The sequence below is a fragment of the Nostoc sp. LEGE 12454 genome, assembly GCF_056620565.1.
Map to the genome: position 1 here is coordinate 200,835 of NZ_JBWQXL010000012.1, position 12,969 is coordinate 213,803.

Annotated in this window: 16 protein-coding genes; all 16 read right to left on the reverse strand. The window is 48.2% G+C overall.

Features of this window, described 5'->3' with window-relative positions; translation table 11 throughout:
- Positions 1–115 precede the first annotated feature (115 nt).
- Positions 116–481 (reverse strand): hypothetical protein, encoded by a 366-nt coding sequence (locus tag AC1F2U_RS16065; RefSeq protein ID WP_480261994.1) that lies wholly within the window; start codon positions 479–481, stop codon positions 116–118.
- 28 nt (positions 482–509) lie between these two features.
- A complete protein-coding gene (locus AC1F2U_RS16070; RefSeq protein WP_480261995.1) occupies positions 510–1,310 on the reverse strand; it encodes a cysteine hydrolase family protein in 801 nt (266 codons plus the stop codon).
- A 68-nt stretch (positions 1,311–1,378) separates the two neighbouring features.
- On the reverse strand, positions 1,379–1,783 hold the full coding sequence (locus tag AC1F2U_RS16075; RefSeq protein ID WP_480261996.1) for a DUF302 domain-containing protein: 405 nt from the start codon (positions 1,781–1,783) through the stop codon (positions 1,379–1,381).
- Between the two features lie 52 nt (positions 1,784–1,835).
- Entirely contained in the window at positions 1,836–2,315 is a 480-nt protein-coding gene (locus tag AC1F2U_RS16080; protein ID WP_480261997.1) for a nuclear transport factor 2 family protein, read from the reverse strand.
- Positions 2,316–2,527: 212 nt separating this feature from the next.
- A complete protein-coding gene (locus AC1F2U_RS16085) occupies positions 2,528–2,923 on the reverse strand; it encodes a DUF6130 family protein (RefSeq protein ID WP_480261998.1) in 396 nt (131 codons plus the stop codon).
- An 83-nt stretch (positions 2,924–3,006) separates the two neighbouring features.
- Entirely contained in the window at positions 3,007–3,957 is a 951-nt protein-coding gene (locus AC1F2U_RS16090) for an alpha/beta fold hydrolase (RefSeq protein ID WP_480261999.1), read from the reverse strand.
- Positions 3,909–4,166, reverse strand: coding sequence for a hypothetical protein (locus AC1F2U_RS16095; protein ID WP_480262000.1), 258 nt, complete (start codon positions 4,164–4,166; stop codon positions 3,909–3,911). Before AC1F2U_RS16095 ends, AC1F2U_RS16090 begins: the two co-directional genes overlap by 49 nt.
- 128 nt (positions 4,167–4,294) lie before the next feature.
- Positions 4,295–4,816, reverse strand: a complete 522-nt coding sequence (locus AC1F2U_RS16100; protein WP_480262001.1) for a cytochrome P460 family protein — start codon at positions 4,814–4,816, stop codon at positions 4,295–4,297.
- Positions 4,817–4,967: 151 nt separating this feature from the next.
- Positions 4,968–5,960 carry an alpha/beta hydrolase gene (locus AC1F2U_RS16105; RefSeq protein WP_480262002.1) on the reverse strand — a complete coding sequence of 331 codons (993 nt, stop codon included), beginning with the start codon at positions 5,958–5,960 and terminating at the stop codon, positions 4,968–4,970.
- A 367-nt stretch (positions 5,961–6,327) separates the two neighbouring features.
- Positions 6,328–7,197, reverse strand: coding sequence for an alpha/beta fold hydrolase (locus AC1F2U_RS16110; protein WP_480262003.1), 870 nt, complete (start codon positions 7,195–7,197; stop codon positions 6,328–6,330).
- A gap of 57 nt (positions 7,198–7,254) precedes the next feature.
- A complete protein-coding gene (locus AC1F2U_RS16115) occupies positions 7,255–7,905 on the reverse strand; it encodes an MOSC domain-containing protein (RefSeq protein WP_480262004.1) in 651 nt (216 codons plus the stop codon).
- Positions 7,906–7,924: 19 nt separating this feature from the next.
- Positions 7,925–8,674 (reverse strand): glucose 1-dehydrogenase, encoded by a 750-nt coding sequence (locus tag AC1F2U_RS16120; RefSeq protein ID WP_480262005.1) that lies wholly within the window; start codon positions 8,672–8,674, stop codon positions 7,925–7,927.
- A gap of 85 nt (positions 8,675–8,759) precedes the next feature.
- Positions 8,760–9,191: a cupin domain-containing protein gene (locus tag AC1F2U_RS16125; protein WP_480262006.1), complete on the reverse strand. Its 432-nt coding sequence runs from the start codon at positions 9,189–9,191 to the stop codon at positions 8,760–8,762.
- 300 nt (positions 9,192–9,491) lie between these two features.
- On the reverse strand, positions 9,492–10,403 hold the full coding sequence (locus AC1F2U_RS16130; protein ID WP_480262007.1) for an SDR family NAD(P)-dependent oxidoreductase: 912 nt from the start codon (positions 10,401–10,403) through the stop codon (positions 9,492–9,494).
- Between the two features lie 104 nt (positions 10,404–10,507).
- The gene (locus tag AC1F2U_RS16135; RefSeq protein ID WP_480262008.1) at positions 10,508–12,085 is read right to left on the reverse strand and encodes a GMC family oxidoreductase; all 1,578 of its coding nucleotides are present in this window, start codon (positions 12,083–12,085) and stop codon (positions 10,508–10,510) included.
- A 227-nt stretch (positions 12,086–12,312) separates the two neighbouring features.
- On the reverse strand, positions 12,313–12,969 hold a 657-nt coding region (locus AC1F2U_RS16140; RefSeq protein WP_480262009.1), incomplete at its 5' end, for an alpha/beta fold hydrolase.

The window sequence follows — 12,969 nt, forward strand, 5'->3', positions numbered from 1 at the left end:
TTAGAAAAAACTGGTTGACTAAGAGGGTTTTAGCGATAACGTATTTGGCGAGCGTAACTCAAGATGCTTGCCCTAGCTGATTTTCCAAAAAGTTCATGACACCCGTGCTTAGGATTCAACTTTTTCTACAAGCTTGCTTCATCAAGATACGGTTGTTTTTATACACCTCTAAAGTTCCAGACTGCGGGTTATCCAACGTGCCATCCCACACCCAATATTCATAAATTCCACTCCGAAACTTATACACTCGAACACCTTCTGTCGCTTGGCTAGTTCCTTTGCCCAAACTTAAATTACCGTTGGGACTGGTCGCGCGATAGAGCAATTCACCGGAATTATAATTCTGCCAAATATTGATGTTGTACCGACCCTGGCATTTTGTACTCAGGATGAGGCCAGCAGTAGAGTCAGCAGAAGCTCTTAAGGAAAAATTAGCTAAGATACTGATTGGCAGAGCCAGGAGTAACGCGGATATTTTCATAAGTTTTGTAAAATTGATGAGTTTGACATTACTTGATTGCTGCTACAACTTCATCTGTAGAAAGGACTGCATTGGCAATATAGCCAAAGTTGATCAGTGCTGCCTTGTAGCCGTCACCCAATTCCGGATGCCGAGGAGCTGCTGTTGCATCCTTAACAACAAGAACCTCAAATCCCTGCTCAAGCAATTCGCGTAGGTGAGCTTCAACACAAAGATTCGCCAACATTCCAAGTAGAATAACTTTGCTGATCTTGCGTTTACGCAGTTGCAAAACGAGATCGTTGGTTTGCGGCCCATAGACTTTATGAGGACTGGCCACAATTGTCAAGCCATCCTCAATGAAGGGCTTATAGCGATCGAGCCAGTCAGCACCCGATCCCAGGAATCCATCAAGGCTCAACGCACCACGGCGATCGAACTCCTTAACCTCAAGCATCATTTGCTCTAGGTTTCCAGCAAATTTCCAACTATAGTCGGTGGGGTAGTAATAGTGAGGGGAGATAAAAACTTCAAATCCATTCTGCTTCGCGGCTTTGAAGATTCGCTCAATGTTTTCGATGGTCTTGTTATCCTTAACACTCTCACCCACCAAATCCCAGGAAACCCCTTTTTCGCTCAAGACATCGTTTTGCGGATCGATGACAACTACTGCGGTGTCATTCTTGTTGATGTTCATGCTTTTTCTCGTTGCTTGTTGATTTTCACCGTTCTCTTTCTTAAAAACCACCCGCGATATGCAGCGTTTTCCCAATGATTCAGAATCAGAATATCTTGGTTGCCAGAGCGATCGCGGTGGGCGAATGATCTGGCAGTAGTCGCCCTGTTTCAAACTTTGACACCACTGCCTAAATGCTGTTTCAAAAACGCCAAGGTGCGATCGCGTGCTAATTCTGCAACTTATTGGCGATCGGCGGAACTAAGTGCTTGATAGATTAAAGGTGCAATGATAGCGATATTTTTCACCAACTCATCGGAGAGAGAAAATCGCTGTTTTAAGTAATTAGGATCGTTGTAACTCACCCACACCTTGCCGTCAGTCGCTTCCCATGCCAGTACTTTCAGGGGTAAATCCAGGGCGATCGTTGGTTCTGCCACCATCAGGGAAGTTCCGGCTTTCGGGTTGCCAAACAGCAACAATTGTGTAGGACACAGGCTTAGTCCGACTTTTTCGGCTTCAGCCTGTTGATCGATGTGGGCAAAAATGGTGATGCCTTTTACTTTAAGAATGGCTTCTAATCGATCAATGGTTACAGGCACTGAATATTGACTGAGCTGGCTAATGATGCCGTTGTTTGCATTCATAGCAGTGGACTTCTTCTAGGATAAAAACTGGGTGATATGGTAGTTGGGCTTTTCAAAGATTGAGGTCTGACAATCCTGGATGATCGTCAGGACGACGACCTAGTATCCAGTGGTATTTGCGATCGCTTTGGTAAATTGGCAGGTCATTGATGCTGGCAATACGCGATCGCATGAATCCATGTTCATCAAACTCCCAATTCTCATTGCCGTAAGAGCGAAACCAGTTGCCGGAATCATCATGCCATTCGTAAGCAAATCGGACAGCAATGCGGTTGTCTTGAAAAGCCCAAAGCTCCTTGATCAGACGGTAGTCCAATTCTTTAAGCCACTTATGTGTCAAGAATTGTGCGATCGCTTCACGACCAGATAGAAATTCTGAGCGGTTGCGCCAAACGCTATCCGATGTGTAAGCAAGTGCTACTAGTTCAGGGTTACGTGTGTTCCAAGCATCTTCTGCGATTCTGACTTTTTGGATGGCGGATTCATTATTGAAAGGCGGCAGGAGTAGTAGAAGATTTTCGGCGTTGGTCATAGGCAGTGTAAAATGGCGATCGCTTCAGCATGATTGGATTAAAATTACAGCATATTTCAATTTGGTAAAGACACAAACTAAGTCCCAAAGCCAGGTATAAACCCTGTTTTACTTTTGGATTCTGAATTCGGCTGTAAGTCGCGTGGCGGCTGAATTACCTCAAAAGCAGTTAGATGCCCCCGTCACAACTGCGATTTTTCCCTCTAGTTTTTTCATGATGATTTCTTAGGATCGGGCAGCGTGAACTCCACAGTTTCGCTAGTGATTACTTTGTGCGTGGGGTCAGCTAGTTCGATCAGCACCTTGTGTACGCCAGGTTCCAGTCCGACCAGGATGATCGTTTCCCCACTGGAATCTACAAAGTGCCACGGCGCGTCGTCAACGGTGATGTGGATATGACCGATGCGCGGCGATACTTCGAGGGCACTTTTGCCGAACACCGGCAACACACGCAAATTCTCCGTCCGGTACTGGATGAAGACGTGACCCTGGGCGAGTGGTTCGGGAAGCGGTGGATCGACAATCAGCTTGGGTGGTGCTTCGTTTTCGATCGCAATCAACGGTGATGATCCGATAATGTCCCTAGCGCTCGGTGTGTGGCTGTTCATAGCAGGTAATTACCTGAGAGTAGTTTGATATTACGATCCATTTAAAGGTGAAACGGCGCAGTGTTATCGCTCCAGAGAAGCCATTAACGTTTCTTTGATGCAAGTTCCCAGACCGCAGTTGCGAATGCTTTCGGATCTTCCTGGGGCAGGTTATGACCGACGTTTGGAATGACCCGATGCTGACGTTCGCCGCTAAACTTCGCTGCCGTCGATTTTCCATCGGTTGCTGGCACGACACCATCTGCGTTCCCGTCCAGCGTGATCGTCGGCACTGTAATGGTCGGTTGCGCGGCAAGTCGCTGCTCAAGCTCCTCATACATGGGATAGCCGGCAGCAAGTCCAAGGCGATGGCGGTAGGAATGAATGACGACCTCCACATAATCGGGGTTGTCGAAGGCGCTGGCGTGTCGATCGAGCGTTGCCTCGTCAAAGTGCCAGTTCGGCGAATTACGAGTCCAGAGAATCCTCGCAATCTCACGTCTGTTAGCCGTCAGTCCGGCGCGTCCGCGCTCGGTTTGGAAATAGTATTGGTACCAGATACCAGATTCGATCGCGGGTGAAAGTGGCAGCCTTGCTTTGGCAATATCCTGGATCAGGTAGCTATTGACGGACACCAGACCTGTGCATCGTTCAGGCCAGAGAGCCGCAACAACACAAGCAGCTCGTCCACCCCAGTCATAACCAGCAAGCACAGCACGGTTCAGCTGCAATGCATCCATCAAGGCGATCGCATCAACACCGATGGCGGCTTGCTGCCCAGAGCGTGGTGTGGCGCTGTCGAGAAAACGGGTTGATCCATGTCCCCGCAGGTAGGGAACAATCACCCGACATCCGCGTGCAGCAAGCATTGGTGCAACATCAATGTAGCTATCGATGGAATACGGGAACCCATGCAGCAGCAACACCGGAGAGCCATCGCTCGGTCCTGCTTCGTAGTAACCGATGTCGAGGACACCCGCTTTGATCTGCTTGATGGGAGTAAACCTCAATTCAGATCGTTTGGGCTTGTCGAAGCTTGCGTGTGCAGTACCCATGAGTGCCATTTCTGTGAAAATGCTTGCTGCCGCCGTTCCCAAAAAGCGGCGGCGGTTGTGTTTAATTGCTTTGAGCATGGGATTTGTTCATTGAATTGGTGGATGAGGCGATCGGGCGGAACGCAGTGCCCAAAAGCGACGGCGATGATAGTTGATTCTTTCAGACATTTGTTAATCTCTTTAGTTTGATCGTTGACTTCTTCGGACATTCATGTTTCTCCAAGCCGATGGACTACCAGCGCTACTGGCAGGAGGTTAGCTTCGGATGTGCTGCCTGACATCTCGGTGTCACAAAACTTGCTGAAACTCACGATGTTGGCTAACGCACCTTCGGCATTCAAGGCGCGTAATGCGTAAAGGCAAAGTCGCGAGCTTTGACGCTCACATGGCAGGAAAAGCAGCTGTGTACCGCTACGTCGGCGGGTTTGCCGTCGTTAAATTGAGCGAACCCCCAGCCGCCGGTCGAGGCGTATTTTATTGAGTCCTTGACCATAAACTGAACCCCCTCCTTGGGCGGCCCAGCTACGTAAGATTGGAGGCGGCCAAAGGCTCTGTTGTTTTCCTCCGATGGGACGTAACTCCAGGCGAGCCGGGCAATGATTGTGCCGTCCGGGAACGGAAGCTTCCGTTCCCGGTATGCCTTGATCGCTACATCGTTGCCCAATTTGGCGCGTATATCGTTGAGGTCGCCTTTTTCGCGGGCTACAGAGATCAACGTCCAGTCGCGGTATCCAGGGGGGATTTTGCCTCCGAAGATTGGGGCGGCCGCTCCATCAGCGTAGCGAGAGGGGGGAACCACGCAGATAACCACGCTGGCCACCATTACAACTGCAACTAGTAATAAAGCGATCCGTCTCATACAGTACCTCCTTCAAATATGCGCTATTGAAATTACCTCATCGAGAATGACAAGAAAATCCGGAGATAGGGGAGACGCAGAGACTCTTAATCAATTTTTTAGCTCTTTGCGTCATCGTGTCTTCCCCTCTTTGCGTCTCCCTCTCTGCATCCTATTGCAGATATTTCTTCAATTGGGCAGCAGCTTGAACAAACAGAGAGCGGACTTCTGGCAGTTCGGCTAAACCATTGAGCAGTCCAAAGTCATGAATCATGCCGTTGTACTGCACCGTTGTCGCTTCTACCCCAGCTTCATCGAGCTTGCGTCCGTAGGCTGTGCCTTCGTCATGCAAGATATCGCTCTCTGCAACCACAATTAACGCCGGAGGCAAGCCTCTGAGTTGCTCAACCGTCGCCTGTAGGGGAGAAGCATAAATGTCTTTGCGCTTTTCTGGATCAGCGATGTACATGTCATACATCCACTTCATCGTTGGTACAGTCAAAAAACGCCGATCGCCAAATTGATGATAAGAATTCGTTTCAAAATCAGCATCTACAATGGGCCACATTAGGATTTGCAGCTTGATGTGTGGCCCTCCTTTTTCTTTCGCCTTCAAAGCAGTGACAGTTGTCATGTTACCGCCGACACTGTTGCCAACGACTGCCAGATTCTTGCCATCCACCCCAATCTCCTCACCATGCTCGGCAACCCATTTGGTTGCAGCATAAATCTCATCGATCGCCTGTGGGTACTGAGCATCTGGCGTGCGAGTGTAGTTGACAAAGACACCTGCAAACCCTGAAAGTACAACCAGATCGCGAACCATGCGCTTGTGTGTTGGGTAATCACCCAGCACCCAACCACCACCATGAATGATGAAAACAGGTAATGTGCCTTTGACCCCTTCAGGTCGTACAATATTGAGGGTAATTGAATAACCGTCAGCAGTAATCGTCTTTTGGGACTCTTCAATACCTGAAAGGTGTACTGAAACAGAAGCCTGTGCATCTACAAGGACTTGACGTGCTTCGAGTGCAGTGAGTTTCTCCAACGCCACACCCCCTGAATTCAGCACTTTCAAAAATTCCTTTGTTCCTTTGGAAAGACGTGGATCGTCGGCAACTTCAAGAATTTTTACTGCTTGCGAGTTTACTTGAGCAACCATGACATTCTCCTTTAAGAAATTGTAAACAATCTGTTGAGATGTTAAGTTAATTGATTTAACACTGCTGCTTGATAAGCAGTAATTATAAAATCACAATCACTTTTTACCGACATCATTTCTCAGCCAAAACTATTTATTACTAGGGGTTAGCTTGGTATTATCTACAACGTGAGTGGTCATAAAGCGACGAATATAGTCTGCGATCGCGTCCCCATCTTCTTCCAGAGCAAAGTGCCCCGTATCAAACAAATGAAACTCCAGGTTTTTTAAATCGCGTTTGTAGGCATAAGCTCCCTCGACTGAATGGCACTAAGAAAACGTGAAACCTGGTGAGGGCAGGGTGTCGGGTATAGGAAATTTCCACCAATCAGGTGAGAACAGATTGCAGTCGTGATGTGAGAAATTGATCGATATAGTTTGCGATCGCATCCCCATCCTCTTCCAGGGCAAAATGTCCGGTATCGAGTAGATGGAACTCAACGTCTTTCAAGTCACGCTGGTAGGGATAAGCACCGTCAGCAGGAAAGATGTAGTCGTTCTTGCCCCAAACAATCAGGGTCGGAGGTTGATAGTTGCGGAAATACTCTTGCCATTGGGGATAGAGCGGTGGATTAGTACCATAGCTATACAACAGTGCCAGTTGAATCTCACCGTTGCCAGGGCGATCGAGGAAATGTTGATCGATAGTCCAGGTATCGGGGCTAATCGCTTCTAGATTGCGAACACCGTTGGTATATTGCCACTTCGTTGCTTCTAAGCTGACAAGATATTTGAGCTTTTCAGCATTCTCAGGCGATCGCTCTTGCCAGTATGCCTTAATCGGCTCCCAGAATTCGCGCAGACCTTCCTCGTAAGCATTGCCATTTTGAACAATCAGAGATTGCACGCGCTCAGGATATTTAGCGGCAATCCGATAGCCAATCGGTGCGCCATAATCCATCACATAAAGGCTGTACTTTTTGAGATCGATCGCAGCAATGAATTTCTCTACAATCTCAGCCAAGCGATCAAACGTGTAATCAAACTCATTTACAGTTGGCATCGAACTGTTGCCGTAGCCAGGATAGTCAGGTGCAACGAGATGGAATTTATCAGCAAGTGCTGGTATGAGATTACGGAACATGTGAGACGACGTTGGGAAGCCGTGCAATAGCAAAATCGTCGGATTATTACGAGAACCAGCTTCACGGTAGAAAATGTCTAAACCATCGATCGAAACTGTGCGATATGTAGTCATGAAATTACCCCTTGTAAGTGATAAAAGTGACATGATGGCGTTTTACGACAGGTCGATCTATCTCACATCCTGACGACGGATCTGCTCCTGAAAGTAGTCCCGCCAACTTTCGGGCAAGGCTTCAAGTTGAGCAGCACGATGCAGTAACTCTGGATTGTTTCGCTCACGAACATAAAGCTGAATGATATTAGCAACAGTAATATTGTTAGTATCTCGACTCATCAACTCTAAAGTGTCTCCGACTCCAACTTCGCCCTCTTGCAAAACCCGAAAGTAAAATCCGGTGCGACGGCTGGTGAGAAATCGTTTCACCATATCTGCTCGCCCAAAGCGAATCCCTAGTTTGTAGCAGGGTAAGCGTGGTTGAGTCACCATTAATTCAGCACTGCCGATTTTGAAGCGATCGCCAATGTTAATTTCCTCTTCTTGAAATCCTGTAACTGTGAAATTTTCACCAAAGATTCCTGGCGTTAACTCTGTGTCAGGCAATTCGCTTCGCCAGTAGTCATAATGCTCAAAAGGATAGACATAAACTGCTTTGTCAACTCCGCCATGAACGGTGAGATCCGCTTGGCGATCGCCATCTAAATTGAGTTCACGTACCATCACTCTGGCATTAACTGGCTCTTTGAAAATTCCAGTGCGGACGAGTTTTCCTTTCCAGGTCACTTCACGCGGCAGGCCGACATTAACAGAGATCAGCTTCATCTTCAACTCCTTTTGGACTTCAAATCTGTGCCATACCGCCATCAACAAACAACTCAATGCCATTCACAAAGCTGCTGTCATCTGAAGCGAGAAAGACAACGGCTTTGGCAATCTCATCGGGTGTGCCGACTCGTCCCAGTGGGATGGTGTTAGCTTGGCTGTCCACGAATTCTTGCAACTGCTGGTCATTCAGTCCCAAATGATCGTAACCAGGAGTCGGAACCACACCAGGGCTAATGGCATTCACTCGAATCTTGCGTTCTCTGAGGTCGAGTATCCAATTTCGAGCAAACGATCTCACGGCGGCTTTGGTGGCGCTGTAAACACTGAAAGCTGGCGTACCTTTTATAGAAGTAATCGAAGCATTCAGGATAATAGAAGCGCCTTCTGGTAACAGTGGCAGCGCCTTTTGTACGGTGAACAGCAAACCTTTGACGTTTACGTTGAATGTTTTGTCAAAGTGTTCCTCAGTGATTGCTCCAAGTGGGGCAATTTGTCCACCGCCAGCATTAGCGAAGATGATATCGAGGTGTCCTTGTTCTTGCTTAATGGTGGCAAACAGACGATCGAGGTCTGCCAGATTAGAAACATCGCTCTGCACAGCCGTAACATTTTTACCAATGGCTTCTACAGCAGCATCCAGTTCGACTTGGCGACGACCCGTGATGTAGACATAGGCACCTTCAGCAACAAACTGTTTAGCTGTGGCAAGACCGATACCACTGTTGCCACCCGTGACAAGGGCGATTTTTCCTTCCAGTTTTCTCATTATGCTAATCCTTTGATTGTTGGGTTTAAAGCGGTCAGTTACTAATGGAGAGTGGAGTCAGAAGGAAGAATAGTCAGCTTAATCTCTAAGGGAGATCTCCGGGCGCACCCAGAGTTTCGTCGCCAATTTCGCTAGAGACGCGCATGAATAATGCCAAGTCAGTTTCCTCATTCTCGTTTAGCGTCCCTGTTGCTTCTATTAGTTGAGCAAAGGCACTAGGCGCAGCAACAACCAACCCGCGAGCTGGTTTATCGCTAAGTGCGGCGACTACATGGATGGTGTTAGGCGGAATGAAAAAGCTTTCACCAACGCCTAGCACAACCTTGTTTTCACCTGCCCAGACAGTAAACTCTCCTTCCAGCACATAAAGTTGTTCGGAATAGCGTGTATGGCGATGGGGTGGGGTCTGCGTACCAGGAGTGAAATAGCCCTCAATCAGGTCGTATTTACCGTCAGTTGTGGTGCGATCGGCGAGGATAGTGAGGCGAGAACCAAGAAGCCAGAATGATTTTGTCATGGAATAGATGCTTCTAATGAATGAATTGTGTTACGAATGCTCAAGTTTGCGGTTCAGATAAGGCAGGCGTTCATGCCGTTTTTAGATAGACAAGTGTGACAAATTTTTAACATTAAGCTTGTTGGGAAAACTTTGCGAGGTACGCTCCGCTTTAATTAAATCTGCTGCCTTCTCAGCAATCATGATAGTGGGTGCGTTTGTATTTCCCGTGTTGATTGTTGGCATGATGGACGAAAAGCTGGCAAGCTTACGACCGGCAATTCGTTCATCAACAGCGTGAAGCTCACTGTTACTGCTAGGTCAAGCGAGCAGGCGCAACGATTCATTCCAGAGCCGATCGGCATTGTCTGGGTTCAAGGCGTAGGGGGCAACTCCGCTCATATAGCCGTTCCCGTTGGTGACGAGAGTGGCTTCATTGCAGTCCTCGAAATAGCGTCCGCCAACGCCCTTTAGTAGCCCAGAGGTTGCTAACAGAACGGAAGTTGCCGCACCCTGCGCTATTGTCTTCTGCTGCTCAGGTGGGGTTCTAAGACCGCCCGTATGACGCTGGAGGTTGGTTGCGATCGCCCCGGGCATCAGGGCATTAGCGGTAATGCCATCCTTGAACCAGCGCGCAGTAGCACCCACAGCAAAGAGGATGCTTGCGGTTTTGGACTGTCCATATGCCAACCACGGATCGTAAGGACGGAACATGAAGTGAATATCATCGAACACAATGGGCGACATCAGGTGCCCGCTAGAACTAACCAACACGATACGGGCGGCACCCTCTGCTGCGAGAGCGTCGTGTAGTCCGAGCGCTAGGGCAAAGGGTCCGAGATAGTTAGTGGCAAATTGCATCTCCCAGTCTTCGGGTGTGCGCTGTTCGGGCAGTGCCATTACCCCTGCATTATTAACGAGGATGTGCAGCGGCTCACGCCAGGCAGCAATGAACTTGGCAATTGAGTTGCGATCGCTTAAATCAAGCGGAGCAACATGAATATTCCGGTTCCCAGTAGTAGCCATAATGTCAGCCGCGACTTGCGCTCCAGCATCGGTATTACGCACAGCTAGTGTGATGATCGCTCCAGTTTGAGCCAGTGCCCGCGCCGTTTCTACGCCGATGCCCGATGCGGCTCCCGTAACGATCGCCCGCTTGCCGGAAAGATCAATTCCTTCTACGACCTCGGCGGCGGTGGAATGTCGTCCGAATGGTGTTGTAATCAGTGCCATTGTGTATTCCTTTACAGAGGTCGAGTGTTCTGTTTGCCTAACATCGACCGATAAACACTCAACAGGTAGATAATCTGAGATCGATCAAAGATGATCGCTCGTTTCTAAATAGATGAATACGCCGGATTTTGGACGTTAGATTTGCTGAGAATCGTTCGTGCTGTGCGACCTGCTTTAATTAAATCCGCTGCCTTCTCACCAATCATGATGGTGGGTGCGTTCGTATTTCCCGTGGTGATTGTTGGCATGATGGAGGCATCCACGACACGCAAGCCTTCAACCCCATGTACCCGCAACTCAGGATCGACCACTGCCATTGGGTCAATGCCCATTTTGCAAGTGCCAACCGGATGCCACACAGTGCTGCAAGTGTCCCGAATGTAAGCAACGAGTGCTTCATCACTCTGAACCTCAGCACCCGGAGCAATTTCTGCCCCCCGAAACTCATCAAAATGACTCATGTGAAACAATTGGCGCATTAATTTAATTCCCTCAACCAGCTTCTTCACATCGGTTTCATTTTGCAGATAGTTCATCCGCAACATCGGTGTGTCTTTAGGATCAGGCGATCGCAAACCGACACTGCCAATATTTTGCAGATGGGTCAAAGCGACTGCACCCGTAAATCCAAATGCCGCTGGAGCATAGCCAGGGGGTAAGAGCTGAATGGAACCGAAGAGAAACTGTAAATCGGGTGCAACCGCTGAATTCCACTTGCTATGCAAAAATAATCCAGCTTCCCCGATACTACTAGTGCTGGCAAAGTGTAAATCCTGAGTTGCCTGGTATACCACAGGAGAGAAAATGTGGTCTTGCAGGTTTTGCCCAACACCTGGCAGCTCGACAACAATAGGAATCCCTAATGTTTGTAAGTGTGCTGCATCCCCAATGCCGGAAAGCATTAGCAGCTTGGGCGAATCGAACGCGCCCGCACTTAAAATCACTTCCTGCTCAACCCTGACTTGGTGCAGCATTCCCTCGTGCAGATATTCCACCCCAACGGTGCGGGTTCCCTCAAACAACAATCGAGTCACCAATGCCCCAGTCGTTATGGTCAAATTGCGACGCTGGGCAATGGGCACAAGGAACGCAGCAGCAGCACTGTGCCGTTTACCCTCCTTGATAGTTTGCTGATAGAGTCCGGCTCCTTCTTGCTGCGTACCGTTGAAATCAGGATTGTAGTCAAATCCCATTGCCACAGATGCCTCTACAAATCGTTGAGAAATTGCAGTAGGCGCAATGAGATCGGTAACGCTCAACTCCCCATCAACTCCGTGGTAGGCGGAGGCACCGCGTTGCTGGTGTTCAGATTTCTTGAAATAAGGCAAGACATCCTGGTAATTCCAACCAGGATTTCCCAACTCCTGCCAGTGGTCATAATCGTGATGATTGCCTCGGACATACATCATGAAATTAATCGAACTGCTGCCTCCCAAGACTTTGCCACGGGAACAAAACATTTTGCGATTATTCAAGAAGGGTTCTGGTTCAGAGAAATAGCTCCAGTCCACCTCTGAGCCTAGTAGATTGACGCATTGCGCTGGGATGAAAATCTCTGGTTTCGTATCTGGATTACCCGCTTCGAGGAGTAACACAGTTGTGTCATTGTTTTCGGTTAGACGATTGGCAACCACACAACCAGCCGAACCTGCACCGATTACAATGTAGTCATAATTAGTCATAAAGTTCTCTTCCTCTGTTATCTACAATGGATAAATGGAGTCAAGAATGAATTCATTTAAAGAGCGATCGCTGAGATACTGTTAGTTATTTGATTTACAACACCCGATCTGCTGAATTTAACTGCGTACCAATGGTGTATGCACCAAATGTTCTGCCAGAAACCAAACTTGCGTCTCATTGGTTCGCAGGACTTAGCTCACTAACAAATCGTTAAATTGGGATTACTTCACAGAGCCGTGCTTGCTGCTTCAATCACTTTGGTAACTTCTTTTGGATGAGAGATAAAAGGAACATGACTAGAGTTAACTTCGGTTGTCTTAGCATTAATCCGTTTAGCCATAAATCGTTGAAGTTCAGGGTTAATGGCGCGATCGCTTTGAGTCACTAGAAACCAGGAAGGAATTTTTTTCCAGGCGATTTCATCCACTGATTGCTCAAACGCGGCGCTGGCGATCGGCTTTTGGGTTGCTGCCATCACTCGCGCCTCAGCCTTTGATACGTCTTGGGCAAAAAATTCGTGAAACTTCCCGCGATCGATATAGAGAAAGTTTGCAGCATCAGACACAATTGCCGTACTAATCGGAGGTGCTGCATACCTTTTATTCAAATCACTCGTCTTTTCACCGACATCTGGTGCGAAAGCATTAACATAAACCAGAGCTTTCACCTGTGAATTGCCAGCCGCTGCACCCGTAATCACATTTCCACCATAGGAATGTCCAACTACTACAACAGAACCTTTTTGATTATTAATCACCCGCTTCGTCGTTGCCACATCATCAGCAAGAGAAGTGAGCGGAATCTGCACAGCAGTCACTTTGTAGCCATCCTGCTCTAACAATGGAATAACGTGTTGCCATGATGTACCGTCAGCATAAGCCCC

Bases quoted from the DNA above. Each gene is read 5' to 3' on its own strand.
- AC1F2U_RS16065 (WP_480261994.1), bottom strand. From the start codon at position 481: ATGAAAATATCCGCGTTACTCCTGGCTCTGCCAATCAGTATCTTAGCT.
- AC1F2U_RS16075 (WP_480261996.1), bottom strand. From the start codon at position 1,783: ATGAATGCAAACAACGGCATCATTAGCCAGCTCAGTCAATATTCAGTG.
- AC1F2U_RS16080 (WP_480261997.1), bottom strand. From the start codon at position 2,315: ATGACCAACGCCGAAAATCTTCTACTACTCCTGCCGCCTTTCAATAAT.
- AC1F2U_RS16085 (WP_480261998.1), bottom strand. From the start codon at position 2,923: ATGAACAGCCACACACCGAGCGCTAGGGACATTATCGGATCATCACCG.
- AC1F2U_RS16090 (WP_480261999.1), bottom strand. From the start codon at position 3,957: ATGGGTACTGCACACGCAAGCTTCGACAAGCCCAAACGATCTGAATTG.
- AC1F2U_RS16095 (WP_480262000.1), bottom strand. From the start codon at position 4,166: ATGTCCGAAGAAGTCAACGATCAAACTAAAGAGATTAACAAATGTCTG.
- AC1F2U_RS16100 (WP_480262001.1), bottom strand. From the start codon at position 4,816: ATGAGACGGATCGCTTTATTACTAGTTGCAGTTGTAATGGTGGCCAGC.
- AC1F2U_RS16105 (WP_480262002.1), bottom strand. From the start codon at position 5,960: ATGGTTGCTCAAGTAAACTCGCAAGCAGTAAAAATTCTTGAAGTTGCC.
- AC1F2U_RS16110 (WP_480262003.1), bottom strand. From the start codon at position 7,197: ATGACTACATATCGCACAGTTTCGATCGATGGTTTAGACATTTTCTAC.
- AC1F2U_RS16115 (WP_480262004.1), bottom strand. From the start codon at position 7,905: ATGAAGCTGATCTCTGTTAATGTCGGCCTGCCGCGTGAAGTGACCTGG.
- AC1F2U_RS16120 (WP_480262005.1), bottom strand. From the start codon at position 8,674: ATGAGAAAACTGGAAGGAAAAATCGCCCTTGTCACGGGTGGCAACAGT.
- AC1F2U_RS16125 (WP_480262006.1), bottom strand. From the start codon at position 9,191: ATGACAAAATCATTCTGGCTTCTTGGTTCTCGCCTCACTATCCTCGCC.
- AC1F2U_RS16130 (WP_480262007.1), bottom strand. From the start codon at position 10,403: ATGGCACTGATTACAACACCATTCGGACGACATTCCACCGCCGCCGAG.
- AC1F2U_RS16135 (WP_480262008.1), bottom strand. From the start codon at position 12,085: ATGACTAATTATGACTACATTGTAATCGGTGCAGGTTCGGCTGGTTGT.